A 26,807-nucleotide genomic window follows, 5' to 3' on the forward strand; every position below is an offset into this window, starting at 1 on the left:
GCTGCGGAGAGGCCGATCTAGGTGACGCCCCAGAGTGACGAGGACGAGGTCTGGCGCCAGATCGTCGCGTCCTTCAACGACACAGCCGAGCGCGACTCGGCCGACCAGCCATGGCCGGACAGCGAGAACGTACCGGTCGAGCCCGTCGCCCGGGTGGTCAAACCCGCGGTCGACGAGGACGCCGACGTGGAGGCGGAGCAGGGCGAGGAGGACCTCGACGAGGATGAGGACGGCGAGGAGCGCTTCGTGCCGCCGCCCCCGCCGCCGCTGCCCAAGCTCGACCTGCCGACCAAGCTGGCCTGGGTGGCGCTGTTCGGCGGCCCCGCCTACCTGCTGATCGCCGCGATGGCCAACTGGCAGATGGAGGGCTGGGCGCTCTTCACCGCCGTGGCCGCGTTCATCGGCGGTTTCGTGGCGCTGGTGGTGCGGATGGGCGACGGCCCGCCCAACGACGGCTGGGACGACGGCGCCGTGCTCTGAGACCGGCTGGGACTCCTTCAGCGACCGGCTAGGAGTCCTTCAGCGAAGGCTCTCTGGGCCCGAACAGCTCCACCACGTCCGTGTAGCGCTCGCGGGCGTCCACGGCGTGACCGACCGCCCAGACGTCGCCCTTGCCCGCGAGGTAGGTGACCGCCTGCAACCGCACGCTGTCCTTGCCCTTCGCGGCGCCGCCCCGGATGATCTCGCAGTCGCTCTTCTCGCAGCGCATCATGAACGGCTCGGCGGCCCGCGACGGGTCGAAGCCGGAGATCCAGAACCGGCCCTTGCCGTCGCCGGTGACCCCGTAGAGCCGCGACTCGGTCTCGGGCAGCCGCTCGCGCTTCCAGCGCTTGCCGTTCCACGACAGGACGAGCGGGTCGACCTCGCCGTCACTGCCGTAGACCCCGCCCACGGCCAGCGCCCGCTTGGGGCCGTCGACCTGGATGTCGCGCAGGTAGCCGCCGGGAATGTCGGGCACGCGCATGGGCTTCCAGGTGGCGCCCGACAGGTGCATGATCAGCGGTGCCCGGCCGGTGTCGCCGACGGCGAACCCGTTGGACACGCCATAGAGCGCGCCCGGCTCCAGGACCTTTCCGTCGTCGTCCCTGGGGGACTCCTGGGTGGTCCACTCGCCGCCCTGGCCGGTGAGGATGAGCCAGGAGTTGTCGCGGCTGCCGACGGCCACGACGCGTCCCGGACGGGCGTCGATGCCGCCGAGCCAGTCGCCCCCGCGCATCCCCTGCGCCCTGACCCGGTCGAAGCCGCCGGTGTCTCCGTGGGCGAGGTAGGGCAGGCCGTCGTGGCCGTCGCCCACGGCCCACACGTCGGACGGTGAGGTGGCGGCCACGCCGCGCAGGTTGCCGGCCCCGGTGGCGTCGCGCAGGGTCACCTCGGACCAGTTGGAGCCGTTCCAGTGGCGGACCGTGCCGCGGTTCTTCCAGACGTCCCAGATCTCCTGCTGGCCGACGGCCCAGACATCGCCTGACGAGAGCGCGGTAACGTCGGAAAGCGAGCCGTCGGCGTCCAGGCGGACGCTCGTCGACTGCTGCCACGCCTCAATGGTGGCGGGGTGGGGATCGGCATGCGCGGCGGGCGTGACCTGCGACAAGGCCACGGACGTCGCCAAGATCAGGGTGAGCGCACGCCGCTGATAGCGACGGGTCATGAGCAAATGCTACGGGTTCGCGGACCTCCCCGCCCCGTTAGGGCCTGACTAGCAGTTCGGCGAGTACCGGCAGGTGGTCGGTCGCGGCCGCCAGATCGGCCTCGGCGGCGTCCACGCCACCGCAGGAGAGCACCGTCAGCTCGCGCCCGGCGAACACCGCGTCGATGCGCTCGCGCGGCTGCCGGGCGGGGAAGGTCAGCCCCTCGCCCCGGGGCGCGGCCGGCCGGCAGTCGGTGAGCCGACCGGCCAGATAGCGCCAGGTGGGCTCGGTCTCCTGCTCGTTGAGGTCGCCGCCGAGCATGATGGCGGCGCCGTACGCGGCCGCCGTACGCTCCATCAGCGTCATGGCCTCGTACGCGTGCCGCAGCCGGGCCGCGCCGTGGAGATCGAGATGGATCGAGCCGACGGCCAGCGGCACCCCCTCGACGCGCAGGACCGCGACGGCCAGCCCGCGGATCTCCAGGCCGACGAACACCTTCAGCCGGTGGTGCTCGGCCGCCAGCACCTCGATCCCGGGGCGGGCGAGCACCGCGACGCCGCCGAGCCTGCCCCCGGCCACCACCCGCAGGCCGCACGCCTCGGCCAGCTCGCGCCGCCGGCGGCGCCAGTTGAGGAAGCGCGGGACCTCCTGGAGGCACAGGATGTCGGTCCGCATCGACTCGATCACCCGGACCAGCGCGGGCACGCTGTCACGCAGCCCGCGAACGTTGTACGTGGCCACGCGCGCCATCGCGAGCGAACCCGGTCAGCGCATCCTGGCGAGGTCGGCCGCGCCGACGACTCCGGCGGCGGCGCCCAGCTCGGCCAGCCGGATCTCGGCCAGCGGCCGGTGCCCCTTGCCGGTGAGCTGGCGGGCGAAGGTCTCGCGGGCCCGGTCGAGGAAGAGATCGGCCGCGCGGGAGACGCCGCCGCCCACGATGAAGCAGCCCGGGTCGAGGATCGCGGCCAGGTCGGCCATGCCCTGGCCGAGCCAGTCGGCGAGGCTGGCGAAGGCGGCGAGGGAGGCCTCGTCACCCAGCTTGGCCGCCTCGGTGACCTCCTCGCCCTCGATCTTGCCACCGGCCAGGCCGAGCAGGATCTGGGCCCGCTCCGGCTGGGCGGTGGAGATCTGCCTGGCCTCGATGACCAGGGCGTTGCCGCTGGCGTACTGCTCCCAGCAGCCGAGCTGGCCGCACCCGCACAGCCGGCCCTCGGGCACCACCTGCATGTGGCCGAGCTCGGCCCCCATGCCCCAGTGGCCCCTGAACAGCTTGCCGTCGAAGACCAGGCCGCCGCCGATGCCGGTGCCGACCGTGATGCAGACGACGTGGGACTGACCGCGCCCCGCGCCGAACTTGGTCTCGCCCCAGGCCATGGCGTTGGCGTCGTTCTCGATGACGACCGGCAGCCCGATCAGTCCGCTGATCTTCTTCTGCAGGGGCTCCTCGCGCCAGGCCAGGTTGGGCGCGAACCGCACGACCGACCGGGTCTCGTCGACGAACCCGGCCGCGCCGACGCCGACGGCCTCGATCTCCCTGCCTTGGGCGAGCTCGCGCACGACCTCGGCCACCGTGGCGGCGACCTGCTCGGGCTGGTCGGCCGGGGTGGGCTTGAGCGTGTGGGCGATGATCTCGCCGTCGTCGTTGACCACGCCCGCGGCGACCTTGGTGCCGCCGATGTCCACACCGATCGTGAGCATGCCCCTGTATCTCCTCTATCCCAAACCTGGACTAACCCAGATCAATATGTTCAACGTTGTCGCGACCGCGCTCGCCGCTCTGATCGTCGCGTGGCCTGCGAGGGGCCGGCCTGCTCAGCGCGTCGATCGTCTGGCGGAACGCGGCGAACAGCTCGCCGCCGGCCGCCACCAGGTGCCCGGCCACGTCGTTGCCGGACTCCCGCTGTGCCGCGATGGCCCGGCAGACCGGGCAGGCGCGGCAGATGTACTCATCGTGGGGCTCGGACACCGCCTCGCTCCACACGTCCTTGTCCCTCTGCCCGCCGCCGCCCCCGGTGAACGAGTTGAGCACGGTCCTGCCGACCTGGCGGGTGGCCCGCCCCTGGATGGTGTCGAAGAGCTTGCGCGCCTCGTCCGTGACGGTGCCGATCGGGTCTCTGTTGCTCTCAGTCATCTGGCCCTCCTGCTGTGAACCGTACCCGGAGCAGGCCGTCGCGGAGCGCCGCGCCGCTGATCCGTCTGCGGGCCAGCGCCGCCGGCAGTGCCAGGATCCTCCGGTAGGGGCCGGCGGTGATGATCAGCTCGTCGCCCTTGCGGGCCAGGTCCACCTCGGCCCGGTCGGCGCCCGGCAGGGCCAGGGTCAACTCGTCGGCGGACAGCCGCAGCGGCGGCTCCACCTGCGGGGCGGCGAACGGGTCCACCGCGCCGTAGATCGCCCCGCCCACCTGGGCCAGCGCGTCCTTGCCGACCGGCTCGGCCGGAAGGTAGGGCACGACGTGGATGGGCAGCGGCGCGAACGACTCCTCGGCCTCGGCCAGGAGCTTGGACTGGGCCGCCACCCACTGGGCGCGCCACTCGTCGGCGCCCTCGGCGGGGAAGACCCGGTTGGCGATCACCGCGTCGACGCGGTAGCCGTACAGGTTAAGCGAGGTGAGAGTGCGTCTGGCCTCGGCGAGCACCACGGCCTCCGGCGTGAACACCAAGCGCACGGAGGCGCTGTCGCCGGTGAGCAGCTCGCGCACCTCCAGCAGGCCCCGGTGGAAGCGCTCCCCCGCGCTCATGACCTCTTCGCCGGGCGCGCTGATGCGGGCGACGCCGCGCACGAACGGCGAGACGATCTTCATGATCTTGCGGCCGACCGGCATCAGCCTGGTCATGTGCCAGTCGAGCGCCTCGGGCAGGGCCAGCAGGCGCAGGGTCTCGGCGGTGGGGGCGCAGTCGACGACGATGACGTCCCATCGCCCTTCGCGGGCGTGCTCGCGCAGCTCCAGGAGGGCGATGATCTCCTCGGCGCCGGGCAGGATGGTGATCTCCTCGGAGGTGATCTCGTCCAGGCCCAGCTCGGTGAGCAGCCCTCTGGCGTAGTCCTGCAGCTCGCCCCAGTGGCGCTCCAGCGTCTTCTGGGTGTCGACCTGGTGCAGGTGCAGCCCCGGAGCGACCTCGCCCGGCTCGACGCCGAGCGCGTCGGCCAGCGAGTGGGCGGTGTCGGTGGAGACGATCAGCGTCTTCAGGCCGCGCTTGGCGGCGAGCGTGGCGGTCGAAGCGGCGGCGGTGGTCTTGCCCACACCGCCCTTGCCGGTGAAGAGCAGAACTCGCGGGCTCACCTCAGTGCCCTTCGACGCGCTTCTTGAGGCCCTTGAGCGCGGTGTCCACGATGACCTTCTCCGCCTTGCGCTTGATCATGCCGATCATGGGGACCTTGAGGTCGGCCGAGAGCTCGTACGTCACCTCGGTGCCAGTGCCCGTCTCGGTCAGCTGGTAACTCCCCGCGAGCTCGGCGAGCATCTTGCCCGGCTCGACGACCTGCCAGCGGACGCTCTCGTCGTCCTGCCAGGTGTAGCCGAGGGTGTAGGCGTCGCTGATCACTCCGGCGTCCAGGACGAACCGCACCGTCTCCGGCCTGCCGTCGGCACCGGTGCTGAGGATCTCCGCCTCCTTCACCTGACCCGCCCATTCGGGATAGGCCGCGAAGTCGGCGATGACGGCCATCACGGCGGCCCGGTCGGCGCCGACGATGATGCTCGAAGTGGTGCGATCAGCCATGCGACCACCGTACCGGTCGGGTCACCATTCGAGGATGAACGGAACCCCCTTTCCCCGGAAATGACCCACGTTCACGCACTCGGTGCGCCCGATACGGGTGCGCCGGTGAAGTGGCTGGTGCACGTGCCCGAACAGGGCGTAGCGCGGCTGCGTCCGCCTGATCGCCGCCAGCGTCGCCTCGCTGCCCCGCTCGAAGCGCCTGGCCACCACGTCGTACAGCAGCTCGGGCACCGCGGGCGGGATGTGACAGCACAGCACGTCGACCTCGCCGACCGCCTCGACCTTGGCGGCGAACTCCTCGTCACTGATCTCGTACGGCGTGCGGTAGGTGGTCTTGAGCCCGCCGCCGACGAAGCCGAACCGCCAGCCGCCGATCTCCACGCTCTGGCCGTCGAGCACCTGGTGGCCGTCCTGGAGGTAGTCGGACCACAGGCGCGGGATGTCGACGTTGCCGTAGGTGAGGTAGGCAGGCGCGGGCATGGCCGCGAAGAGCTCTTCGTACTGGGCGCGTACGTTGCGCTCGACGTGCTCGCGCGGGTCGCCGTCGAGGGTGGACCACAGTCGCGCCGACATGGCTCTGGCCTCGTCGAAGCGCTTGGCCGTGCGCAGCGCGATGAACTCCGCGGCCCGCTCGGCGCCGAACAGGTCGGGGAAGATGCCCTGCGCGTGGTCGTCGTAGTCGATGAAGAGGATCAGGTCCCCCAGGCAGATCAGCGCGTCGGCGCCCGCGCCCGCGCGGGCGAGCGCGTCGGCCCTGCCGTGCACGTCGCTGATGACATGGACCCTCATGCGGGAAATCCTATGAGAGCGGCTGCTAGCGTGAGAATGACCCCTACCCGTGGGTAATTCAACGCGATAGCGTCCAGGCGGTCCCCCCGAACAGGAGTTGATTCCGTGCGCGAGTACAGCGTCCCGGTGCTGGTCGACGTACCTGCCTCCGCGAGCCTGCCCGACACGGTCTTCAGGCGGGCCGAACAGGAGCCCGGCGCGGTCGTCATGCGGCGCAAGCAGGACGGCGGCTGGCCCGCCGTCACCGCCTCCGAGTTCCGCGACCAGGTGGTCGAGCTGGCCAAGGCGCTGATCGCGGCGGGCATCGAGCACGGTGACCGGGTCGCGCTCATGTCGCGTACCCGCTACGAGTGGACGCTGATCGACTACGCGATCTGGTCGATCGGCGCGGTCACCGTGCCGATCTACGAGACGTCGGCGGTCGAGCAGGTCAAGTGGATCCTGTCCGACAGCGCGGCCAAGGCGGTGTTCGTCGAGCTCGACGGGCACGAGGAGACCGTGCGCGAGGCCGCGCCGGACCTGAAGCCGATCTGGCGCGTCGACGAGACCCTTGACGGCTCCGAGGTGACGGACGCCGTCTTCGAGGAGCGGCGCGCCGGGGTCGGCTCGGCCGACCTGGCCACGGTCGTCTACACCTCCGGCACCACCGGCCGGCCCAAGGGCTGCCGGATCACGCACGACAACCTGCTGTTCACCGCCCGCAACGTGGTGGCGGGCCCTCTGGAGGCGCTCTTCGTCGGCAAGTCGCCGGCGGCGCTGCTGTTTCTGCCGCTCGCGCACATCTTCGCCCGCATGATCCAGGTCGCCATCATCGAGGCGGGCGCGATCCTGGCCCACACCCCGAACATGAAGAACGTGGCCCCGGACCTGGCCGAGTTCCAGCCGACGTTCCTGCTCGGCGTGCCCCGCGTGTTCGAGAAGGTCTACAACGGCGCCGAGCAGCGGGCCATCGCCGGCGGCAAGGGCGCGATCTTCGCCCGCGCCGCCGACACCGCCGTCGCGTGGAGCAAGGCCGAGAGCTCCGGCGGCGCGGGCCTGGGCCTGCGCCTGCGGCACGCCCTGTTCGACCGGCTGGTGTACGGCAAGCTGCGCACGGCCACGGGCGGCCGGTTGACGGCGGCGGTGTGCGGCGGCTCGGCCCTCGGCGACCGGCTCGGCCACTTCTTCAGGGGCGTCGGCATCGAGGTGTTCGAGGGCTACGGCCTGACCGAGACCTCGGCCCCCTGCTCGGTCAACATGCCGGGCGCCAACAAGATCGGCACGGTCGGCAAGCCGCTGCCCGGCGTGTCGATCCGCATCGCCGACGACGGCGAGATCCTGGCCAAGGGCCGCCACGTCTTCCACGGCTACTGGCACAACGACCAGGCGACGGCCGAGGCGATCGACGCCGACGGCTGGTACCACACGGGCGACGTGGGCGAGCTCGACGCCGACGGCTACCTGCGCATCACGGGACGCAAGAAGGAGATCCTGGTGACGGCGGCGGGCAAGAACGTCGCCCCCGGCCCGCTGGAGGACGCGCTCCGAGCGCACCCGCTGATCTCCCAGGCCATGATCGTCGGCGACGGGCGGCCCTTCGTGGCGACGCTGATCACCCTGGACCCGGAGGCGCTGGACCACTGGAAGTCGGTCAACGGCCTGCCGACGGCTACGCTGAGTGAGCTTTGCACGGATCCGCGGGTGCTGGCGGAGGTCCAGAAGGCCGTCGACACGGCCAATCTGACGGTGTCGAAGCCGGAGCAGATCAAGAAGTTCGTCATCCTGGATGTGGACATCACCGAGGACAGCGGGCACCTGACGCCGACTCTGAAGATCAAGCGCAGCGTGGTGATGCGGGACTTCGCCAAGGATGTGGACGCACTGTACAAATGACTACGCTGGGTATAGAAATCACTACTCGTTGTCCCAGGTTCTCTGGACGCTCTTGACGCCACCCCGCTAGCCTGAGACAGCAATCGGGACCGGAGATCTGATACATCCCCGGTCCCTACCTTCAAAGGTAGGGGAGATAACGGTGAGCATCAAGGAAGCGGGGATGCAGTTCATCGGCAGCATCGAGAACGAATTCGTCCGGATAGGGGCCGACCAGATGGAGATGGGCCAGCAGCTCACCGAACGCATCAACGGCGTCGCGGACCGGGTCAAGACACTGGACGGCAAGGTCACCGTTCTGGACGGCAAGGTCGCCGTCCTGGACGCCAAGGTCACCGCTCTGGACACCAAGGTCACCTCCATGCAGGCGTCAATAGACGAGCTCCAGGCCGGACAGGCGTCGATGCAGCAGACCCAGACGGAGATGATGCACATCCTCATCGCCATCCAGCGCAAGCTCGACGTCAACTAACCAGCCACGCGAACGGCCCCCGGCACCACGCCGGGGGCCGTTCGCGTGTCAGCCCTTCGTCGCTCCCCCCGTGAGCCCCTTGACGAACTGCTTCTGCAGCAACAGGTAGAACACCAGGATCGGCAGCGTGGCCAGGAACATGAGCGCGAACATCCCGCCGAAGTCCGCCGCGTACTGCCCGAGCGACTTGTAGATGCCCGTCATGATCGTCGTACCCTCGCGCGGCCCATAGATGATCAGCGGATTGAGGAAGTCGTTCCAGATCCACACCCCGAGGAAGATCAGCACGCTGGCCGTCGCCGGGCGCAGCAACGGGAAGACGATCTTCCAGAACGTCTGCCACCGCGTGGCCCCGTCGATGGCCGCGGCCTCCTCCAGCTCCCGCGGCACGCCCTTCATGAAGCCGGAGAAGACGAAGACCCCGAACGGCACGTAGTAGCCGACGTTGAAGAGCACGAGGCCCTGCAGCGTCGACATCAGCCCGAGCGCCTTGAGCACCTGTGTGATCGGGATCAGGATCACCTGCGGCGGGATCATCAGCCCGCACAGCAGCAGGACCATGATCACTCGGGACCACCAGGTGTTCTGCCTGGCCAGGTAGTGGCCGAGCATGGCCGACAGCACCGTCAGGATGATGATCGACAGTGAGGTGACCAGGACACTGGTCCGCAGCGACGACCAGAAGAGGCTGTCCGGGCTGGTCAGCACCCGGATCAGGTTGTCGAAGGTGGGCGGGATCGGCAGTGACATGGCGCCACTGGCGACCTGCCGGCTCTCCTTGAAGACGTTGATCAGCGCGATGTACAGAGGGATGAAGAACACCCCGCCGACGACCAGCGCGACCAGCGGGCGCAGCCACGGCACGGTGGATCGCATCAGAGCTGCACCTCCCTGCGCCCCAGCACGCGTAGCGTGATCACCGACAGCAGCGCGATGACGATCAGCATGACGACGGCCTCCGCCGAGGCGTAGCCGGTGCGGTTCTCCACGAACCCCTCCTGCAGGATGACGAGCGCCACGCTCGCGGTCGTCCCCGTGCCGGGACCGCCGTTGGTGATCACCTTCACGTGGTCGAAGATCTTGAACGCGGAGATCAGCAGGACGACCGTGTTGATGGTGAGCGCGGGCGCCAGCAGCGGCCAGGTGACGCTCCAGAACCTGCGCACCGGACCCGCGCCGTCGATCGCCGCCGCCTCGGCCAGCTCCTGGGGTACGCCCTGCAGCCCGGCGAGATAGACGACCACGCAGAATCCGAGCATCTGCCAGCAGACGATCGACGACAGCGAATAGAGCGCGATGTCCGGGTCGGACAGCCAGCCCGGCGGCTCACTGACGCCCAGCGCCCTGAGCGCCTGGTTGATCGGCCCGTCGTCGGCGAGGATGCGTGTCCAGATGACGCTGATGACCACGGAGCTGATCACCATCGGGGTGAAGAAGACGCTGCGCAGCGCGTTGTACAGCCAGCCGCGGCGGTCGAGGAGCACCGCGATGGCGACGCCCAGGACGTTCGGCACGATGACGACGATCAGCGTGAGGATCGTGGTCACCCGCAGCGACTGCAGGAACGTCTCGTCCTGCAGGAGCAACTGGTAGTTGCGCAGTCCGACGAAGTGCGTCTTGGGCCGCAGCAATGCCTGGTCGGTCAGGCTGTAGCCGAAGCTGAGCGTGATCGGCAGCACGACGAGGCAGAGGTAGATGAGCGTGCCGGGCGCGGCGAAGGACAGGAAATGCCACAGCCCGGCCCCTTTGCCGCCCGGCCGTCGCCGGCGTACTCGGGCCTGCGCGTGGCCGGGCTTGTGATGGTGGATGGTGGTGCCAGCGGCCATCAGGCCAGACCCCTCCTGGTCGGAATCGGATCCCGGTCAGATCGAGGGGCGGGCGCTCGGCGGCCCGCCCCGCCGGATCAGCCGGATTTCTCCCACTCGGTGTCGAGGAAGGCCAGTGCCTGGTCGACCGTCTTCTTGCCGCTGACCAGGTCCTGCGCCGTGGACCAGAACTTGCCCTGCATGCCCGGCAGCATCGCCGTGTCTCCGGCCTCCCAGCTGAACGCGGGGACGGTCGCCTTCTCGTTCAGCGCCTTCTGCCACAGGTCGTAGACGGCCTTGAACACCGGGCCCGTGTCCGACGGCGGCGTGTAGCCCTTGATCGCCGGGAAGAGCGCGTCGGCCTTGACCGAGGCGTCCAGGTTCTCCTTGGTGAGCTGGAAGGCCAGCGCGAACTTCTTGGCCGCGGCCATGTTCTTGGCCGTCGCGCTGACGGACAGCCCGCCGCCGGTGAAGGTCGGCATGTGCAGGGCGCCGTCGTCGCCGGGCCAGGCGAAGACCCCGATGTCGTCCTTCATGGGCGAGGCGTCGGCCGCGGCGGCGAACCAGCTGCCCATCGGATACATCGCGCCCTTGCCGCCGAGGAAGGCCTCCTGCGTCTTGGGGTAGTCCTGCCCGATCTGCCGCTTGTCGAGGTAGCCCTTGGCGGCCAGGTCGGTGAACTTCTGCGCGGCGGCCTTCATGGCCGGGTCGGTGGCGAACTTCACCTCACCGTTGCGCCGCTTGGTCATCCAGTCGGGCGTCTTGGCGTACAGGTCCGTGGCCAGGATGGCGGTCCACGGCTGGGAGGTGACGAACACGCCGCCCGACACGAACGGGGTGATGCCCTCGGCCTTCAGCTTCTCGGCGTCGGCCAGCAGGTCGGCGTAGGTCTTCGGCGGCTCGGCGATGCCGGCCTTCTGGAACAGCTTCTTGCTGTAGTAGACGTTCGGGATCGTCTGCGTGTTGGTCGGCAACTGGAGGATCTTCCCGTTGACCGCGCCGCAGGTCGGGCAGAGGAAGTCCTTGAGCTCCTCCGGCGTCCACGTGGCCAGGCTGGGCTCCAGGGCGATCAGGTCCTGCATGCCGATCTGTACGTCAGGCAGCTGCCCAGAAGCGGCCAGTTGCTTGGCGTAGTCGTTGCGCTCGGACTCCGAAGGCGCGGCGACCAGCTCCACCTCCAGGTCAGGGTTGGCCTTGGTCACCAGATCGACCTGAGCCTTCCAGTACGACTCCGGCAAGTTCGGCGAGGGGAACACCAGGAAGGAGACCTTCTGTTTGCCGCCAGAAGCGGGCGCCGAAGACTGGTCCCCACTGGGCGAATTGCTTGAGCAGGCACTAAGCGCGAGCGCGACGGCGAGTGTCATCGCCCCAGCCGCGAACAGCTTGTTCACTGTGCCACCCTTCTCACTCATCCGATCATTCGATGGGAGCACGAAATGATGCGCGTGAATAGGTAGGATCATTACTAGGGGTAACAGCTAAGCACTGCCAACATAAGGGTTGATCCCACAGAAAGGTAGGATCACTCCGGCTCGGCGCATGCCATGTGATCGGATTGGTATGCGGAGACCGCCAATGCCCGACCCGGTCAAGATCAAACGATGACCAGCTCGCCCGCCTGCTCGGACAGCGCGGTCCTGGCCGTCTCGGGCAGCCCGCCGTCGGAGATCACCACGTCGGCCTCGCTGAGCCGGGCGATCGTGCTGATGCCCACGGTCCCCCACTTGGTGTGATCGGCCAGCACGACCAGGCTGCTCGCGGCCTCGACCAGGGCGCGGTCGGTCTCGGCCTCCATCATGTTCGGCGTGGTGAACCCGGCCCGCGTGGTCATCCCGTGCACGCCCAGGAACAGCACGTCCACGTTGAGCAGCCGGATCGCGGCCACCGCCACCGGGCCGACAAGGGCGTCCGAGGGGGTACGCACGCCGCCCGTCAGCACCACCGTCTGGTCCGGCCGCCCTCCGTGCTGGAAGACGTCGGCGATCCGCACCGAGTTGGTCACCACGGTCAGGCCGGGCGTGTTCACCAACTGGTGGGCGAGCGTCCAGGTCGTGGTCCCGGCCGAGAGCGCCACGGCGGTGCCCGGGGACACCATCTCGGCGGCGCGGCGGGCGATGACCAGCTTCTCGTCCTCCTGCTGGACCGACTTGGCGGCGAAGCCGGGCTCGTCGGTCGAGCCGGCGCCGATGACGGTCGCACCGCCGTGCACCTTGGCCAGCAGCCCCCGCTCGGCCAGCAGTTCGAGGTCGCGGCGGATCGTGATGTCCGAGACGCCGAACTCGCGCACCAGGTCGACCACCTTGACGGCGCCGTTCAGCCGTACGAGCTCCAGAATCGTCTGCTGTCGCTGGACGGCGAGCATCGCATCACCCAGTTCCCAACAGTTTCCCGACATTTCCAGACATGCCATTCGGACGCATCATGACACGCCACCTGCGGATTTCAAGGCCCGTGCTCGGTTGTGGTGGTTCGTGACGGCGTTCGACGTTAAGGAAATGACATCAAATCGTGCGTTGACAGCTGGTTGAGTGTGCTCTTCTCTGAAGGAAATCGAGCGAATTCGGGGGAATGTGAGGGTCCTGGCAAGGAGGAACCACCATGGTCCAACGTCTGCCGATCTCCCGTCGCAACCTGCTGCTCGGCGCGGCCGCCACCTTCGGCGTCCCGGCCGTCCTGGCCGGCTGCGGCTCCAGCCAGCCCGCCGCGCCCCCGGGTGGTAAGTCGTCCGGAAACCTGGGCACGGTCACGTTCGGCTCCAACGCTTCGGACGAAATCCCCAAGAAGTCCCTCGAAACCGTGTTAAAGGGCTTCACCCAGGCCCAGGTGAAGATCAATACCGTGGACCACAACACGTTCCAGGAGAACATCAACCGCTACCTCAAAGGCACGCCTGACGATGTCTTCACCTGGTTCGCCGGATATCGCATGCAGTTCTTCGCCGAGCAGGGACTCGCGACGGACATTTCGGACGTGTGGCAGGAAATCGGGAGCGACTACACACCCGCCTTCAAGGCCGCCTCGACGGGCACCGACGGCAAGCAGTACTTCGTGCCGTTCACGTACTATCCGTGGGCCGTCTTCTATCGCAAGAGCGTGTGGCAGGAGAAGGGCTACGAGCCGCCCAAGACGCTGGACGAGTTCACCGCGCTGGCCAAGAAGATGAAGGCCGACGGGCTGATCCCGATCGGGTTCGCCGACAAGGACGGCTGGCCCGCGATGGGCACGTTCGACATCATCAACATGCGGACGAACGGCTACGACTTCCACATCTCGCTCATGGGCGGCAAGGAGTCGTGGACCGACCCCAGGGTCAAGCAGGTCTTCGACACCTGGCGCGGACTGATGGAGTATCACCAGCCCGCCGCGCTGGGCCGTACCTGGCAGGAGGCCGGGCAGGCGCTGCAGCAGAAGAAGACCGGCATGTACCTGCTCGGCATGTTCGTCGCCCAGCAGTTCCCGGAGAACGAGCGCGACGACATCGACTTCTTCACCTTCCCCGAGATCAATCCGACCTACGGCACCGACTCCATCGACGCGCCGATCGACGGCTACATGATCTCGGGCAAGGCCAAGAACGTCGACGGAGCCAAGGCCGTGCTCAAGCACCTGGCCCAAGGCAGCTCGCAGAACATCGCCACCAAGCTGGACCCGGGCACCCTGGCAGCCAGCTCCAAGGCCGACACCAGCGGTTACAGCACGCTGCAGAAGCGCGGCGCCGAACTGGTGTCCAAGGCGACGCACCTGGCCCAGTTCCTCGACCGTGACACCCGGCCCGACTTCGCCTCGACCGTGATGATCCCGTCGCTGCAGTCGTTCGTCGGCAAGCCGAACGAGATCGACTCCTTGCTGGCGAGCATCGAGAAGCAGAAGACCAACATCTTCCGCTGATGACCACCAAGACCCGTCGCTACTCCGCCCGCGACGTGACCATCCTGGTCATCGGGCTGGGGGTGGCCATCATCGTCAACGTGGGCCTCATCTGGGGGCCCACGCTGGCCTCCATCGGGCTGTCGGGCACCGACTGGAACGGCATCAAGCCGATGGAGTGGGTGGGCGGCCGGAACTACACCGACCTGGTCAACGACTATCCGCCGTTCTGGTCGGCCATCCGCAACAACGTGCTCTGGCTGGGCTTCCTCGGCCTGGTCGCCACGCCGTTCGGATTGTTCTGCGCGGTGCTGCTGGACCGGCGGCTGCGGCTGTCGCGCGTGTACCAGAGCGCGCTGTACACGCCGGTCGTGCTGTCGCTGGCCGTCGTGGGGTTCATCGCGCAGCTCGTCTACTCCTCCGACTACGGCGTGCTGAACGCGGTGACCGGGCTGACCGTGGACTGGCTGGGCGACCGGTCGATCAACATCTGGGTGGTCATGGTGGCGGCCGGCTGGCGGCACGTCGGGTACGTGATGATCATCTACCTGGCCGGGCTGAAAGCTGTCGATCCCGCGCTCAAGGAGGCGGCCGCGATCGACGGGGCCAACGAGGCGCAGGCGTTCTTCCGGGTGGTGTTCCCGACGCTGCGCCCGGTCAACGTGATCGTGCTGGTGATCACGGTCATCGAGGCACTGCGCGCCTTCGACATCGTCTACGCCATCAACAAGGGCAGGAACGGGCTGGAGCTGCTGTCGGTGCTGGTCACCGAGAACATCGTGGGCGAGGCGAGCCGCATCGGGTTCGGCTCGGCCATCGCGGTGATCCTGCTGGTGATCACGCTCGGGTTCATCGTCACCTACCTGTCGCAGCTGTTCAGGGAGGAACGATGACGCTCACCGCGCCCACCACCACGCCCCCGGTCCAGGACCACCGGGAGCCGGTACGCCGCCGGGCGCGTCCGCTGCGGATCCTGCTGCACGTCTTCCTCGGCCTGGTGGCGCTGGGCTGGGTCCTGCCGCTCGCGCTGGCGCTCTACGCCTCGCTGCGCCCGTACGACGAGACCGCGCGGCTGGGGTACTTCTCACTGCCCGAGCACCTGACGCTGGACTACTACGGGCAGGCGTGGAGCCAGGCCGACCTGCCCCGCTACTACCTCAACACGCTGATCATCGTGATCCCCGGCGTGCTGATCACGCTGTTCATGGCGTCGTTCACCGCGTTCGCGATCGCGCGGCTGCGCATTCCGGGGCGCAAAGCGCTGCTGATCACGTTCACGGCGGGCAACCTGCTGCCACCGCAGGTGCTCATCACCCCGCTCTACACCCTCTACACGCTCGTGCCGCTGCCCACGTGGCTGTCGGACTCGCAGTCGCTGTACGACTCCTACCTCGGGCTGATCCTGGTGCACGTGGCGTTCCAGTTCGGCTTCTGCGTGTTCGTCATGTCGAACTTCATGCGCACGATCCCGGAGGAGATCACCGAGGCGGCGCTGGTCGACGGAGCGAGCGTGTGGCGCCGTTACTGGCAGCTCACGCTGCCGCTGTGCCGCCCGGTGCTGGCGGCGCTGGCCACGCTGGAGTTCACCTTCATGTACAACGACTTCCTGTGGGCGCTGGTGCTGATGTCGTCGGGCGACAAACTGCCCGTCACCTCGGCCCTGAACAACCTGCGTGGCCAGTTCTTCACCGACTACAACCTGCTGGCGGCCGGCTCGATGCTGGTCGCGCTGCCGACGCTGATCGTCTTCCAGATGCTGCACAAGCAGTTCGTCGCCGGACTCACCCTGGGGGCCACCAAGGGCTAGAGAAGCGCGTGGAAGCGGGCGGCGACCAGGTCCCAGGTCCACTCGCCGGCGATCCAGTCACGGCCCCGGGCACCCATCTTCCGGGCCCGCTCGGGGTCGCCGAGCAGCTCGATCAGGGCCGCGGCGACCTCCGCCACGTCGGTGCCGTCGACGACGAGGCCGGTCTCGCCGTGCCGTACCGCGTCCGGGGCGCCGCCGGACGCGCCCGCGACGACCGGCAGGCCGGTCGCCGACGCCTCCAGGAACACGATCCCCAGCCCCTCGACGTCGACGCCGCCCAGCCGGGTACGGCACGGCATCGCGAACACATCGGCGGCGGCGTAGTAGCCGGCCAGGCTCCCCGCCGGGACCGTGCCGGTGAAGCGGACGGACTCCTGCCCCCGCGCCAGCTTCTCCAGCCTCTTGCGGTACGGCCCGCCGCCCACGAACAGCAGCACCGACTCCGGCACCGCCCGCAGCACCCGGGGCCAGGCCCTGATGAGCTGGTCCTGGCCCTTGCGCGGCACCAGCCTCGACACGCAGATCACCACCGGCCGTCCGGCCAGCCCGAGCTCGGCCTTGGCCGCGTCCGGGTGGAACTGGCCGGTGTCCACGCCCGGCGCCAGCCGTACCAGCTTGGCCGGCGAGATCGCCGCGGCCAGCCGGGCGCGCGTGTACTCGCCGAGGTAGGTCACCACGTCGGCGTGCGCGCCGATCCTGCGCAGCGCCCCGCGGAACAGCGGCGCGCTCGCCCACGACGCCTCGTGGCCGTGGGTGAGCATCACCACGCGCCGCGCGCCGGCCGCCCGTAACCCCGGCGCGAGCAGGCCCAGCGGGGCCGCCGAGCCGAACACCACGGTGTCCGCCCGCTGCTCGGCCAGCAGCCGGGTCGCCCGGCGGGCGACCGCCGGGGTCGGCAGCATGAGCGAGGTGGGGTGCCGGACGATCCGGTACGGCTGGCGGCGGTCGAACTCCGCGCACCCCTCCCAGGCCGGAGCGTAGACAGCCACACCTGGGGTGCGCAGGGCCAGCCCGTGCACGAACGACTGGATGCCGCCCGGCCGGGGCGGGAAGTCGTTCGTGACGATGAGCACGCCGGTCACGGCTGTTGCTGGCCGTTCAGCGCGGCCCACTCTCGGGCCATGGCGATGCGTTGGGGGCCGGTGGGGTGTGATGCGTAGAGGACGTACTCCACCGGATCCGGCGACAAGTCGGAAATATTGGTGATTGCCAGGCGTTTCTGCATGGAGATGAAGGTGGCCGGGTCCTTCGTGAGGTTCAGGGCGTGGAGGTCGGCGCGGGCCTCGATGTGGCGGCTGACCACGTTCTGGGCCGGTCCTGAGATGACCGTTGCCAGGCTCATCAAGCCCATGATCACTCCCACCGCCCGTGGATCGGCCGCCGAGGCGATGCCCGTGCGCCGCCGCAGCATGCCCAGCAGCAGGAACAGCAGGATCGCGCCGAACGCGGCGCCCAGCCCGCCCACCAGCGTGCCGACCAGCACGTCCCCGTACTTGGCGTGGCCCAGCTCGTGCGCCACGACCAGCTCGACCTCGGACTGCGGGGCCCGCAGCAGCGTGTCGTACACGACGATCCGGCGCGTGGCGCCGAAGCCCGAGACGTAGGCGTTGAGCGCGTTCGTCCGGCGGGAGGCGTCGGCGATCAGCACGTCCTCGACCGGGACATGGGCGCGCTCGGCCAGCATCATCAGGTTCGCCCTGAGCGCGCCCCCCGGCATCGGGCGGAAGTCGTTGAACAGCGGCTCGAACACGACCGGATAGACGAACGAGGCCACCAAGGTGAACGCGAACGCGCCCGCGGCGGCCGGGATCCACCAGCGCCGCAGCCACCTGGCCAGCGCCACCACGACCAGCACCATGATGGACTGCAGCACCACGCTCACGGCCAGGCTCTTGAGCCGGTCGCCGGTCCAGCCGGCCCAGTCCTGCGTGGACAGGCCGTAGTCGCGCAACTGCACCTCGTACCAGATGCCCAGGGGCCACCTGATCGCCTCGACGATCGCGGTCAGCACCACCACCCCGAGCACAACCCGCACCCACCACGGCCCGCGCAACTTACCCAGCACCTTGGCCCCAAATGGCGTGAGCACGAGCAGCCCCGCGAACAGCACTGTCAGCCCGAGCGACAGGTATCCGGGCAGGCTCGTGGCCGCGTCGAAGGCGGCGGCCCTGGCGACCTCGGCGGCACTGAAGTCGCGCGCCGGGTCCGGCGTCACCGTGGGGGCGCCCGAGGGCATCACCCGCCAGGGCGTCGTGAACGCCACCACGGCCAGGATCACCGCACCGAGCACGACCAGCGCCCAACCGGCACCGGCCCGGCCGAACCCGACGTCCCCACCGTCCGCGACCCAGCCGCTGGACACGGCGCGGTCACTTGGCGCGGCACGGTCGTCTGCCGCGGCATGGCCGTCCGGCGCGGCATGGCCGTCCGGCGCGGCATGGCCGTCCGGCGCGGCGCCCTCGCCTGAGGTGGCGGACTCGCTTGATGCGTCGTCGTCAGGCGGCATGTCGTCGGTGCCCTGCAGATCGTCCATCCGCGTTCCCCTTACGCAAGCTGGTCCCGCACGTAGTCGCGCCACCGTGCCGTCAGCGTCCCTGCCGAGAGCCCGAGCCTGGTGAGCCCCCGGTCGATGCCACCCGTCTGGGCATCACGGTAGAGCCTCACCAGAGTTCCCTCACCGAACCGCGCGGCGATGAAGCGACACGCCAGCCACGCCTCCTGGTAGGCCCGTGCCAGGCGTGCGGGCTCCCGGCTGGATGGTGCGAATGCCGCAGGCCCTGGCAATTCGCCCGGCAAGTGCCCGGCCCGCACCTCGGCGGCCAACTCGGCGGCGGCCACCCGGACCGGCAACCCCGCGTCCCGGTAGCCCACGTAGTCGGCGAACCCCTCATAGAGCCACACCGGCAACCGCTTCGTCCCGGCCGCGACGTGGGTGAGCTCGTGAGTGAGCACGACGTCCCGCCCGGTGGGGGTCAGCCGGGCGAAGTTCTCGGGCACCACGACCACTCTCCCGCCATCGGCCACCGCCGCCAGCCCGTCGACACTCCCCACCCCGGCCACCCGAGCAGCCTCGGCCGCCGAACCGGGCACGAGCACCACGGCTTGAACGGGGCGTCCGAGCACGGCGGAGACCCGCGACCCGGCGGCATCGGCCCGGCGCGCCAGATCACGAAGCGACTCGGGTGCCGCGCGCTGACCGACGACGACCGAACGCACACCTCGTACGACCTCGGAGCCGTCCTCCCAGAGCCTCCGCGCCTCCGCCGGAAGCTCGCGATCACCGGCCGCCGGGTTGTGGCCGGTCGCGGACTGATCGGGGCTGCCGAAGGGAAGATCGCGATCCGTCGCGGGCCGATCGGGCCCACCGGACGGCCGGCCGCGATCCGTCGCAGACTGATCGGGCCCACCGGTCGACAGGTCGCGAACCGCTGCCGAGGGGCCGTCCGTCCCCGGAGACCGGTGCGGGGCGGCGCTGGCCGAGGCGAGGGCCAGGAGCAGCACCCCCACCCCCAAGACTCGGCGGCTCACCTGCACGGACACGTTCCCCGATCGTAGTCGCCCCGCGCTGCGGACCGGCCGTCGCGCAGAGACCCGGGACGTCGTCGTCGAGAGACCCCGCTCCTCGTCGCGGAGAGACCCGGCTCCTCGTCGCGGAAAGCGCCGGCCCGTCGTCGCGGAAAGGCCCGGAACGCGCGAAGGTCCCGTCCCAGCTGGGACGGGACCTTCGTGACGGTCTTGCAGGCCAGATCAGGCCGGACTTACAGGCCGGGACGCACCGCGCCCACGAACGACGCCTTGCGCCATTTGTTGAGCTTCTCGACGCGCACCGTCGAACCCGTCCTCGGCGAATGGACCATCTTGCCGTTGCCGACATACATGCCCACATGGCCGAGCCCATAGAAGAACATCAGGTCACCTGGCTTCAGATTCTTCCAGGAGACCTTCTTCTTGATGCGGGCGAACTGGCTGTTCGTCACGCGCGGGATCTTGACGCCGGCCTTCTTCCAGGCGTACTGGACGAGACCGGAGCAGTCGAAGGAACCAGGTCCTGTGGCCCCGTAACTGTACGGGTCACCGATCTGGTCCTTGGCCACGGCGACGGCCGTACGGGCCTTCACCTTTTGCCGAGCGACCGCTGTCTGTTGCGCGACCTTCTTCACGGACCTGACGGCTTTCGCCGCTGTATTGGTCCCGGAAACTTCGGCCGCATCTCGCGTTGTCGCCGCCTGCGCTGTCGGGGCAGGGAGGACCAAACCTCCGGCCGTCACGGTCATCGTGAGCGCTGCGCCACTCAGGGCAATGCGGGACAGACGGGGGTTACTGGGGGAGGTAGACAGGATTTCTCCTTGGAGCTTCCACGAACGCCTACCGGGTTAGCTGACGGATTCGGGCCTGGAAGTCGCCCTACGGCGCAATACGCGCCGATTCACCCCTGATCCCTGGGGCGGGATCGCTGGGTCCCCGGCTCCGTGCCTCCTGGCTGCACGGACTCGGCAGGCCACCGCCACGTAATGACAATGTGGAAAGGCGGTGACCTAACGGATTTCTTATCTGTCCACATCGGGGACCCGATGGAGAGTCGCGACGCCATGGCTTGTTCGCCGCGACGCCAGAAGCTACGCCCTTGAGTAACGAGCTGGCAAAGCCGTCATGGGGTTGTCAGGATCACTCAGAGGTGTCAGTAAAGTCCCCAACCGCAGCTGGAGCGCCGGGTTATGTTATTCAAATGTGACCCTTCTCACACTTGACGACACAGTGATCTGTCAGGTCCCATTTGTCACTCTTGTCACACTGGTCCCGCCGACAACGCGCAAGGCAGTGAATGGTGCCGGCCAATGCGCGGAAGTGGGCAACGCGAGGATCGCCGACGGGCCGAGACCAATGATCGTCCTCACCCGCCGAAGGCGTTCGAGCAGCGTTCAGCCGACCCGGCGCCAGCGGCATCGGCCTGCGCGCCGAGGTCGGGTGACCAGCAAATCGGGGCCAGTTGAACGGCCGGTCGGGTTCCGCTGAACAAGCGACCGGAGCCCGCTGAACAGCCGGTCGAAGCCCGCTGGCCACCGGGCCGAGTTCGTTGACCACCAAGCCGGGGAGCCCCGCGTGGACCGCCAAGCGTCCATCGGCGGACCATCCGGTCCATGGCCACCTGAAGCCACGGACCGGGTCAAGAGGACGCACGTCACGGCGCCCAGCGCGCCCCACCGGAGGAGCGTGTCCCTGGACAGAGCCCAGCCACGGACGGCGCATGGGGCTCACCGTGCTTGCCGTACAGAAAATCAGCGCTTTCCCCCCAGAACAACCTACGGGCGGATAGCTCCGACCAGGGTGCCGCCGTAGGAGGAGAGGGTGACCACCTTGACCACGTCGCCGGTTTGGGGGGCGTGCACGATCTGCCCGTTGCCCGCATAAATGCTGACGTGCCCAAGACCCGAGCTGAAGATCAGGTCGCCCGGCTGCAGGTCCTTCAGATCCACCTTGCGGGCCGACCCCCAGGCCCACTGCTGCCACGTGGTCCGGGGCAGAGACACGCCCCCAGCGCGCCACGACGCCTGCGTGAGGCCCGAGCAGTCCCAGCCGCGCGGTCCCGTGCCGCCGAACACGTACGGCTTGCCCACCTGCGCGTAGGCGAACCTGAGCACCGCGGCCGCGTTGCCGGAGGCCGAGCCGGTGTACTTGATGCCGGTGCTGTTGGGGTCACCGGTCTTGTAGGCGCCGAGCTTGTCCAGCAGCTTCTTCTGCTTCGCGATCAGCTTGCGGACCTCCGAGCGCTCATTCTCGACCCCGTCGCGCTCCTTGTCGGCCGCCCGCAGGGCCGCCTCGGCCTTGTCGCGTTCGTCCTTGAGCCCGCGGTTCTCGCGATCGAAGGCCGCCAGCCGCGCCACCTTCTCCTCCGAGAGCTGCCCCGCGAGCGCCATGCTGCCCAGCAGGCCCGTGGGATCCGGCTGGCCGATCATCGTGGGCCAGGAGGTGGAGTCGGGGCCGCGCGTGTAGGTGTCGACGGCCATGTCGATGACCTGGGCGCGCAGCGTGGCGACCGTCTCAAGCTTGCGCTTGTAGCTGGCGTTCAGCTTTCCGTACTCGCCTTGGGCCGCCTTGTACTTCTCGGTCGCCGTGTTGTAGCGGTCGACGACCTTGTCGGCCTGGTCGTTCAGCTTCTTGAGCTTGGCTTTCGCCTGTTTGATCGTGGGCTTCGGCGCGGCCAGTGCCTCGCTTGTGGGGAAAAGCAGCAGCCCGATCGCGAGTCCCGCGGCCAGTGGCGCCCGGCCAAACCTCACAGTGTCGCCTCCAGGGGAATATATCTGGGGCGAAATGGTACAGAAGTGGCGGGTGTGCTTTCACCCTAACAACCGATTCGTAATCTACGCGCGGCCCAGCCTGCGCAGCAGCAGAGCCGACGGAACCGGTCTGGCTCCCATGCGCCGGACGGACTCGGCCACCTCGCGGTCGGAGGAGACCACCGCCATGGCCCGGCCGGGCGGCTCGGCGCGGACGAGCTGGCGGATCAGGTCGTCGGCGATCTCGCCGGGCGCGCTGAAGAGCACCCGCACGCCGCGCGGCGCCACCACCTGGACGGGTGCGTTGAGCTCGGCGCCGTCGAAGACCACGGTCACCTCGACCCTGGTCTGCGCGACCAGCCCGCCGAGGCCGGTCATCAGCCGGTTGCGCTGGTCGGCCAGGGTCAGCGTGCCGTAGCCGGTCTTGGTCACGTTGTAGCCGTCGATGATCAGGTGCACCTGCGGCAGCGCGAGCAGCTGGTCGAGCAGCTGCGGGTCGTCGTCGGCCAGCGCGCGGGCGGGCACGCCCCTGACACCGGGGCGCTCGCCCGTGAGCGCGGCCACCGAGTCGGCGGGCCTGCTGATCATGGTGGGCAGGGCCAGCTCCCTGCGCAGCCCGGCGGAGGCGTCCTGGAGCGCGTCGAGCAGCACCCTGACGCGGGCGTCCTCGATGCTCCTGCCCTCACGCGCGGCCCGGCGCGAGGCTTCGAGCTGCTTCTCCACATCGGCCAGCCGCTCGCGGAGCCGGCGCAGCTCGGACTCGCCCGCGCTGCCCGCGGCCGTGGCGGCGGACTTGGCGTCGTCGGCCGCGTGCTCCATCTCCTCGGCGCGGCGCACGGCCGCCTTGCTCCGCTCGCGGGCCTCGTGGAGCTTGCGGCGCAGGTCGGAGTTCTCGGCGCGGGCCGCCCTGAGCTGCTCGCGAAGCCGGTCGGACTCGTCCTTGGCGGCGCTCTTCTGGGCGGCGAGCTGCTCGCGCAGCCGGGTCACCACCTCTTCGCGCTCGGTCCCCTCGGCCGCGACCGCCGACTGCTCGAGATCGACCCGGGCGGCCTCGACCATCTCCGCCCAGCCGACGGGTCGCGTCAGATAGGCCGCGGCGGCCACCAGCACGGGGTCGGCGGCGGGTGGCACGTTGCCCTCGATCAGCGAGGCGACGAGCTCGGGCCATCCGGCGGCCACCGACTCGGCGACCACCTCGCGGAACTCTTTGTCGTTCTCCAGCTGGGCGGCGATGGGCGCGCTGCCCAGTTTGGCGCGCTTGCGCGGGTCGAACTTGGCGATGCCGCGCAGCGGCGGCGGAATCGTGGCAGCGGGCATGGACCCGAGGACCTGCGCCGCCAGATCGACGACGTTGAGTCTCACCTGCTCGGGAAGCGGGCGAGACAGACCTTCACCCGCTGAACTCATCCCACGGTCCCTTCGTGACATGCCCTTTCAGACAAGGGTACGGCTGTCGTGTACCTGTCCGTAACGGCAGGTCGGATATGGACAAGCGCTTGTTAGGGGTATACGACTGGGCCGGGAACCGCGTTCACCCGGTGTTCATCCAGGAGGCCCACCGTGACGGACGAGATGCGCACCTCCACCCGTGACCTGGAGGAACTGCACGATCGGCTGGGAATCTGGCTCAGCGGGCGAGTTGACCGGCCGGTGACGGTGTCCGAGCTGTCGAGGCCGATGGAGAACGGCATGTCCAGCGAAACGCTCTTCTTCACCGCGTCCTGGCCCGGAGAGCGCGTCCGGTGCGTGGCCAGGATGGCGCCCGCCCAGGAAGCGGTGCCCGTCTTCCCTTCCTACGATCTGCGGGCCCAGTTCGAGATCATGCGCTCGGCCAGGGAGAAAGCTGGAATTCCAGCACCCAGGGCCCTCTGGTTCGAGCCAGACCCCGACCCACTGGGCACTCCCTTTTTCATCATGGAACGGGAGGATGGCGACGTACCGCCCGACGTCCTGCCGTACACATTCGAAGGCTGGATGCTCGACGCGGCGCCGGACGATCGGCGCCGGCTGCAGGACGCGACAGTGGCGATCGTGGCCGCGCTGCACGACGCCCCGTTCACCGAGCGGGACCTGGCCGTACTCCCGGAGGGCGGGCTGCGCCGCCACGTGGACGGGCAGCGCGCCTATTACGAGTGGGCGCACGGCGGGACGCGGATCCCGCTGCTGGAGCGGGGCTTCGACTGGCTGGAGGCGCACTGGCCGCGCGACCCCGGGCCCGACGTGCTCTGCTGGGGCGACGCCCGCATCGGGAACGTGATGTATCGCGACTTCATGCCGGTGGCGGTGTTCGACTGGGAGATGGCCGCGGTGGGGCCGCGCGAGCTCGATCTGGCATGGATGATCTTCCTGCACCGTTTCTTCCAGGACATTACCGAGGCCATCGGCATGCCCGGAATTCCCGACTTCATGCGACGCGACGACGTTTGCGGGAAATATCGAGAGCTGACGGGTTATCAGGTGCGGGACATGGAGTTCTACGAGATGTACGCGGCGCTGCGGCACGGGGCCATCATGGCCAGGGTGTGGCAGCGCCGGATCCACTTCGGCGAGCAGCCCATGCCGGACGACCCCGACGACCTGGTGCTGCACCGGGCCACGATCGAGCGGATGCTCAAAGGCTGGCGTCGTACACCGTGAGCGCGATCTGCACCCGGTTGTTGAGGTTCAGCTTGGTGAGGATCCGCGAGACGTGCGCCTTGACCGTGGCCACGCTCATGTAGAGCTCGCGGCCGATGGCGGCGTTCGACTTCCCCTGGCCGACGGCCAGCGCCACGTCGCGCTCGCGCTCACTGAGCTTGGCCAGCAGGTCGCGGGCCCTGTCCGTACGCCGGCCCGTGCCGCCGCCGTCCTCGGAGACGTGCGTGATGAGCTGGCGGGTCACGGCGGGCGACAGGATCGGCTCGCCGGCCGCCACCTTCCGGATCGCCTCGACCAGCTCGCGCGGCGGGATGTCCTTCAGCAGGAACCCCGCCGCCCCCGCGCGCAGCGCCCGCACCACCTGGGCGTCGGCATGGAAGGTGGTCAGCACCACCACCTCGGGCGGCGACTCGGCGGCGCGCAGGGCCTCCGTCGCGGTGAGCCCGTCAACGTCGGGCATCCGGATGTCCATCAGCACCACGTCGGGCCGGTGCGCGGCGATCAGCGGCGGCACCTCCGAGCCGTCGCCCGCCTCGGCCACGATCTCGATGTCGCCCGTCCCGCCGAGGATCATCGACAGTCCGGCTCGCACCAGGGCGTCGTCGTCGACGATCAGCACGCGGATCGGCGCGGTCATGCGTCCTCCTGGGAAGTCTCCACCGGCCAAGGTAACCAGGCGCGCACCAGGAAGTCGCCTTCGCGGGTCGCGCCGTGTTCGAGTCGCCCGCCCGCGAGCTGGGCCCGCTCGGTCAGGCCGATGAGCCCGGCGCCGGCTCCGGGGATGCGCGTGCTCTGGCGTGCCCGAAGCGGGTTGCGGACCTCGGCCGTCAGGCCCGCCCCCGGACCGCCGGCGACGGTGACCGTCACGGGAGCGCCGCTCGCGTGCTTGCGCGCATTCGTGAGCGCCTCCTGGACGATGCGGTAGACGTTGCGGCCCAGCCCCTCCGGCGCGTCACCGGCGTCGAGCGCGAGGTCCACCTCCATGCCCGCCTCATGGCACTCCTCGATCAGCGGGGGCAGGTCGGCCAGCGTGGGCTGCGGGCGGTCGGGGACGGGGTTACCGGACGCGGGCGCCGAGTGGCGCAGCACGCCGATCACCTCGCGCAGGTCCTGCAGCGCGTGGTGGGCGCTGTTCCTGATCGCCCCGGCGGCCCTGGCGATCTCCTCGGCGGGCGCGTCCGGCCGGAACTCCAGCGCGCCCGCGTGCAGGCTGAGCATGGAGATGCGGTGCGCGAGCACGTCGTGCATCTCCCTGGCGATCCGCTCGCGTTCGAGCCGCTTGGCCTCCTCCGCCGCGCTGTCGGCGCGCTGCCTGAGCGACCAGACGAGCTGCCGCCTGGCCCGGACCACGATGCCCCAGGCGAACACGGTCAGCACGATGGTCGCCCCGAAGACGTTCTGCCCCAGCAGGCCCAGCTCCTTGTCGGGCCTGAGCATGGAGAACGGAATCAGCGTCAGGATGCCGAGCAGCACGATCGGCCCGGAGATCTTGAACGGCCGGTGCACCGCCACCGTGAACAGGGCGACGACCGCGGGCCCGCCCACCAGCGACAGATAGATCGACAGCACCGTGGTCACCAGCGCCAGCCCGACCGGCCACCTGCGGCGCAACCACACCGCCGCGCAGGCCAGCGCGCCGACCACCTGCTCGATCGCCACCACGGGCGTCGGCTGCCCCTCCAGGTCCGGCATGCTCAGCAGAGCCAGCCCGCAGGCGGCCAGGAACATCAGGACGTCGACGATCCAATCGCGGGTCGAGCGCCGCACCGGACGCCGCTCGACGCCGTCCCCCAGCAGGACCGAGGGCAGCAGCCACCGGTATTCCGTCACGTTCCACGAGGTTAGAGCCTGCCCGGGCCCAAGGACAGCGACCAAAGTCGATGGTCGCCGAGACCTACGGCCGACGCGGCGGGCATCGCGGGCGCGGAACGCTGGATG

At 69.3% G+C, this 26,807-nt stretch carries 26 protein-coding genes and 1 riboswitch; of the genes, 7 read left to right on the forward strand and 19 right to left on the reverse strand.

What is annotated here, in order from left to right:
- Positions 1–21 precede the first annotated feature (21 nt).
- Positions 22–480: a hypothetical protein gene (locus tag AB0J16_RS14280; RefSeq protein ID WP_358538533.1), complete on the forward strand. Its 459-nt coding sequence runs from the start codon at positions 22–24 to the stop codon at positions 478–480.
- Between the two features lie 28 nt (positions 481–508).
- On the opposite strand, the gene AB0J16_RS14285 is transcribed toward AB0J16_RS14280, so the two are convergent.
- The 7 genes from AB0J16_RS14285 to AB0J16_RS14315 are packed head-to-tail and all read right to left on the reverse strand — an operon-like array spanning position 509 to position 6,134.
- Positions 509–1,645 carry a hypothetical protein gene (locus AB0J16_RS14285; protein WP_358538535.1) on the reverse strand — a complete coding sequence of 379 codons (1,137 nt, stop codon included), beginning with the start codon at positions 1,643–1,645 and terminating at the stop codon, positions 509–511.
- Positions 1,646–1,682: 37 nt separating this feature from the next.
- Positions 1,683–2,375 (reverse strand): endonuclease/exonuclease/phosphatase family protein, encoded by a 693-nt coding sequence (locus AB0J16_RS14290; RefSeq protein WP_358538537.1) that lies wholly within the window; start codon positions 2,373–2,375, stop codon positions 1,683–1,685.
- Between the two features lie 15 nt (positions 2,376–2,390).
- A complete protein-coding gene (locus tag AB0J16_RS14295) occupies positions 2,391–3,323 on the reverse strand; it encodes an ROK family glucokinase (protein WP_358538539.1) in 933 nt (310 codons plus the stop codon).
- A gap of 31 nt (positions 3,324–3,354) precedes the next feature.
- Positions 3,355–3,756: a DUF5304 family protein gene (locus AB0J16_RS14300; protein WP_358538541.1), complete on the reverse strand. Its 402-nt coding sequence runs from the start codon at positions 3,754–3,756 to the stop codon at positions 3,355–3,357.
- Positions 3,749–4,906, reverse strand: coding sequence for an ArsA family ATPase (locus AB0J16_RS14305; RefSeq protein ID WP_358538543.1), 1,158 nt, complete (start codon positions 4,904–4,906; stop codon positions 3,749–3,751). The genes AB0J16_RS14300 and AB0J16_RS14305 overlap by 8 nt, the downstream gene beginning before the upstream one ends.
- Before the next feature lies 1 nt (position 4,907).
- Complete coding sequence (locus tag AB0J16_RS14310) at positions 4,908–5,345, reverse strand: SRPBCC family protein (RefSeq protein ID WP_358538545.1); 438 nt, start codon at positions 5,343–5,345, stop codon at positions 4,908–4,910.
- Between the two features lie 21 nt (positions 5,346–5,366).
- Positions 5,367–6,134 carry a metallophosphoesterase gene (locus tag AB0J16_RS14315; RefSeq protein WP_358538547.1) on the reverse strand — a complete coding sequence of 256 codons (768 nt, stop codon included), beginning with the start codon at positions 6,132–6,134 and terminating at the stop codon, positions 5,367–5,369.
- 105 nt (positions 6,135–6,239) lie between these two features.
- Between AB0J16_RS14315 and AB0J16_RS14320 the strand changes: the two genes are divergently transcribed.
- Complete coding sequence (locus AB0J16_RS14320; protein WP_358538549.1) at positions 6,240–8,006, forward strand: AMP-dependent synthetase/ligase; 1,767 nt, start codon at positions 6,240–6,242, stop codon at positions 8,004–8,006.
- A gap of 142 nt (positions 8,007–8,148) precedes the next feature.
- Complete coding sequence (locus tag AB0J16_RS14325) at positions 8,149–8,478, forward strand: hypothetical protein (protein ID WP_358538552.1); 330 nt, start codon at positions 8,149–8,151, stop codon at positions 8,476–8,478.
- A 48-nt stretch (positions 8,479–8,526) separates the two neighbouring features.
- On the opposite strand, the gene AB0J16_RS14330 is transcribed toward AB0J16_RS14325, so the two are convergent.
- The 4 genes from AB0J16_RS14330 to AB0J16_RS14345 all read right to left on the reverse strand — a co-directional run bounded on the left by AB0J16_RS14330 (position 8,527) and on the right by AB0J16_RS14345 (position 12,645).
- Positions 8,527–9,354: a carbohydrate ABC transporter permease gene (locus AB0J16_RS14330; protein WP_357945026.1), complete on the reverse strand. Its 828-nt coding sequence runs from the start codon at positions 9,352–9,354 to the stop codon at positions 8,527–8,529.
- Positions 9,354–10,304, reverse strand: a complete 951-nt coding sequence (locus AB0J16_RS14335; RefSeq protein WP_358538554.1) for a sugar ABC transporter permease — start codon at positions 10,302–10,304, stop codon at positions 9,354–9,356. Before AB0J16_RS14335 ends, AB0J16_RS14330 begins: the two co-directional genes overlap by 1 nt.
- 77 nt (positions 10,305–10,381) lie before the next feature.
- Positions 10,382–11,695, reverse strand: a complete 1,314-nt coding sequence (locus AB0J16_RS14340) for an extracellular solute-binding protein (protein WP_358538556.1) — start codon at positions 11,693–11,695, stop codon at positions 10,382–10,384.
- A gap of 182 nt (positions 11,696–11,877) precedes the next feature.
- Positions 11,878–12,645, reverse strand: coding sequence for a DeoR/GlpR family DNA-binding transcription regulator (locus AB0J16_RS14345; protein ID WP_358538558.1), 768 nt, complete (start codon positions 12,643–12,645; stop codon positions 11,878–11,880).
- 236 nt (positions 12,646–12,881) lie between these two features.
- On the opposite strand from AB0J16_RS14345, the gene AB0J16_RS14350 reads away from it, so the two are divergent.
- Genes AB0J16_RS14350 through AB0J16_RS14360 form a run of 3 tightly spaced genes read left to right on the forward strand, consistent with a single transcriptional unit; the run spans position 12,882 to position 15,957 of the window.
- Positions 12,882–14,171, forward strand: a complete 1,290-nt coding sequence (locus AB0J16_RS14350) for an ABC transporter substrate-binding protein (RefSeq protein WP_358538560.1) — start codon at positions 12,882–12,884, stop codon at positions 14,169–14,171.
- Positions 14,171–15,043 carry a sugar ABC transporter permease gene (locus tag AB0J16_RS14355; protein ID WP_358538562.1) on the forward strand — a complete coding sequence of 291 codons (873 nt, stop codon included), beginning with the start codon at positions 14,171–14,173 and terminating at the stop codon, positions 15,041–15,043. The genes AB0J16_RS14350 and AB0J16_RS14355 overlap by 1 nt, the downstream gene beginning before the upstream one ends.
- Complete coding sequence (locus AB0J16_RS14360) at positions 15,040–15,957, forward strand: carbohydrate ABC transporter permease (protein ID WP_358538565.1); 918 nt, start codon at positions 15,040–15,042, stop codon at positions 15,955–15,957. The genes AB0J16_RS14355 and AB0J16_RS14360 overlap by 4 nt, the downstream gene beginning before the upstream one ends.
- Here the strand turns inward: AB0J16_RS14360 and AB0J16_RS14365 are convergent.
- The 6 genes from AB0J16_RS14365 to AB0J16_RS14390 all read right to left on the reverse strand — a co-directional run bounded on the left by AB0J16_RS14365 (position 15,954) and on the right by AB0J16_RS14390 (position 23,594).
- Positions 15,954–17,039, reverse strand: a complete 1,086-nt coding sequence (locus AB0J16_RS14365) for a glycosyltransferase family 4 protein (RefSeq protein ID WP_358538568.1) — start codon at positions 17,037–17,039, stop codon at positions 15,954–15,956. The two genes, AB0J16_RS14360 and AB0J16_RS14365, sit on opposite strands and share 4 nt — an antisense overlap.
- Positions 17,036–18,490 carry a M48 family metallopeptidase gene (locus AB0J16_RS14370; RefSeq protein WP_358538570.1) on the reverse strand — a complete coding sequence of 485 codons (1,455 nt, stop codon included), beginning with the start codon at positions 18,488–18,490 and terminating at the stop codon, positions 17,036–17,038. Before AB0J16_RS14370 ends, AB0J16_RS14365 begins: the two co-directional genes overlap by 4 nt.
- An 11-nt stretch (positions 18,491–18,501) precedes the next feature.
- The gene (locus AB0J16_RS14375; protein ID WP_358538572.1) at positions 18,502–19,497 is read right to left on the reverse strand and encodes a hypothetical protein; all 996 of its coding nucleotides are present in this window, start codon (positions 19,495–19,497) and stop codon (positions 18,502–18,504) included.
- 218 nt (positions 19,498–19,715) lie between these two features.
- Positions 19,716–20,231 carry a C40 family peptidase gene (locus AB0J16_RS14380; RefSeq protein WP_358538574.1) on the reverse strand — a complete coding sequence of 172 codons (516 nt, stop codon included), beginning with the start codon at positions 20,229–20,231 and terminating at the stop codon, positions 19,716–19,718.
- Between the two features lie 73 nt (positions 20,232–20,304).
- Positions 20,305–20,463: riboswitch (cyclic di-AMP (ydaO/yuaA leader) on the reverse strand.
- A 794-nt stretch (positions 20,464–21,257) separates the two neighbouring features.
- The gene (locus AB0J16_RS14385; RefSeq protein WP_358538576.1) at positions 21,258–22,232 is read right to left on the reverse strand and encodes an NlpC/P60 family protein; all 975 of its coding nucleotides are present in this window, start codon (positions 22,230–22,232) and stop codon (positions 21,258–21,260) included.
- An 84-nt stretch (positions 22,233–22,316) separates the two neighbouring features.
- Positions 22,317–23,594 carry an NYN domain-containing protein gene (locus AB0J16_RS14390; protein WP_358538579.1) on the reverse strand — a complete coding sequence of 426 codons (1,278 nt, stop codon included), beginning with the start codon at positions 23,592–23,594 and terminating at the stop codon, positions 22,317–22,319.
- A gap of 198 nt (positions 23,595–23,792) precedes the next feature.
- Here AB0J16_RS14390 and AB0J16_RS14395 point away from each other — a divergent pair, with 198 nt between their 5' ends.
- The gene (locus AB0J16_RS14395; RefSeq protein ID WP_358538581.1) at positions 23,793–24,869 is read left to right on the forward strand and encodes a phosphotransferase family protein; all 1,077 of its coding nucleotides are present in this window, start codon (positions 23,793–23,795) and stop codon (positions 24,867–24,869) included.
- On the opposite strand, the gene AB0J16_RS14400 is transcribed toward AB0J16_RS14395, so the two are convergent.
- A complete protein-coding gene (locus AB0J16_RS14400) occupies positions 24,844–25,506 on the reverse strand; it encodes a response regulator transcription factor (RefSeq protein ID WP_358538584.1) in 663 nt (220 codons plus the stop codon). The two genes, AB0J16_RS14395 and AB0J16_RS14400, sit on opposite strands and share 26 nt — an antisense overlap.
- Positions 25,503–26,699: a histidine kinase gene (locus AB0J16_RS14405; protein WP_358538586.1), complete on the reverse strand. Its 1,197-nt coding sequence runs from the start codon at positions 26,697–26,699 to the stop codon at positions 25,503–25,505. The genes AB0J16_RS14400 and AB0J16_RS14405 overlap by 4 nt, the downstream gene beginning before the upstream one ends.
- Positions 26,700–26,807: the final 108 nt, after the last annotated feature.

It is taken from the genome of Nonomuraea sp. NPDC049750, assembly GCF_040659625.1.
Classification (GTDB): domain Bacteria; phylum Actinomycetota; class Actinomycetes; order Streptosporangiales; family Streptosporangiaceae; genus Nonomuraea.

What these genes read in the sequence shown, in the direction of transcription:
- AB0J16_RS14340 (WP_358538556.1), bottom strand. Translation starts at nt 11,695, where the DNA reads ATGAGTGAGAAGGGTGGCACAGTGAACAAGCTGTTCGCGGCTGGGGCG.
- AB0J16_RS14380 (WP_358538574.1), bottom strand. Translation starts at nt 20,231, where the DNA reads ATGACCGTGACGGCCGGAGGTTTGGTCCTCCCTGCCCCGACAGCGCAG.
- AB0J16_RS14295 (WP_358538539.1), bottom strand. Translation starts at nt 3,323, where the DNA reads ATGCTCACGATCGGTGTGGACATCGGCGGCACCAAGGTCGCCGCGGGC.
- AB0J16_RS14290 (WP_358538537.1), bottom strand. Translation starts at nt 2,375, where the DNA reads ATGGCGCGCGTGGCCACGTACAACGTTCGCGGGCTGCGTGACAGCGTG.
- AB0J16_RS14330 (WP_357945026.1), bottom strand. Translation starts at nt 9,354, where the DNA reads ATGCGATCCACCGTGCCGTGGCTGCGCCCGCTGGTCGCGCTGGTCGTC.
- AB0J16_RS14400 (WP_358538584.1), bottom strand. Translation starts at nt 25,506, where the DNA reads ATGACCGCGCCGATCCGCGTGCTGATCGTCGACGACGACGCCCTGGTG.
- AB0J16_RS14285 (WP_358538535.1), bottom strand. Translation starts at nt 1,645, where the DNA reads ATGACCCGTCGCTATCAGCGGCGTGCGCTCACCCTGATCTTGGCGACG.
- AB0J16_RS14355 (WP_358538562.1), top strand. Translation starts at nt 14,171, where the DNA reads ATGACCACCAAGACCCGTCGCTACTCCGCCCGCGACGTGACCATCCTG.
- AB0J16_RS14370 (WP_358538570.1), bottom strand. Translation starts at nt 18,490, where the DNA reads ATGGACGATCTGCAGGGCACCGACGACATGCCGCCTGACGACGACGCA.
- AB0J16_RS14350 (WP_358538560.1), top strand. Translation starts at nt 12,882, where the DNA reads ATGGTCCAACGTCTGCCGATCTCCCGTCGCAACCTGCTGCTCGGCGCG.
- AB0J16_RS14360 (WP_358538565.1), top strand. Translation starts at nt 15,040, where the DNA reads ATGACGCTCACCGCGCCCACCACCACGCCCCCGGTCCAGGACCACCGG.
- AB0J16_RS14345 (WP_358538558.1), bottom strand. Translation starts at nt 12,645, where the DNA reads ATGCTCGCCGTCCAGCGACAGCAGACGATTCTGGAGCTCGTACGGCTG.
- AB0J16_RS14300 (WP_358538541.1), bottom strand. Translation starts at nt 3,756, where the DNA reads ATGACTGAGAGCAACAGAGACCCGATCGGCACCGTCACGGACGAGGCG.
- AB0J16_RS14335 (WP_358538554.1), bottom strand. Translation starts at nt 10,304, where the DNA reads ATGGCCGCTGGCACCACCATCCACCATCACAAGCCCGGCCACGCGCAG.
- AB0J16_RS14310 (WP_358538545.1), bottom strand. Translation starts at nt 5,345, where the DNA reads ATGGCTGATCGCACCACTTCGAGCATCATCGTCGGCGCCGACCGGGCC.
- AB0J16_RS14315 (WP_358538547.1), bottom strand. Translation starts at nt 6,134, where the DNA reads ATGAGGGTCCATGTCATCAGCGACGTGCACGGCAGGGCCGACGCGCTC.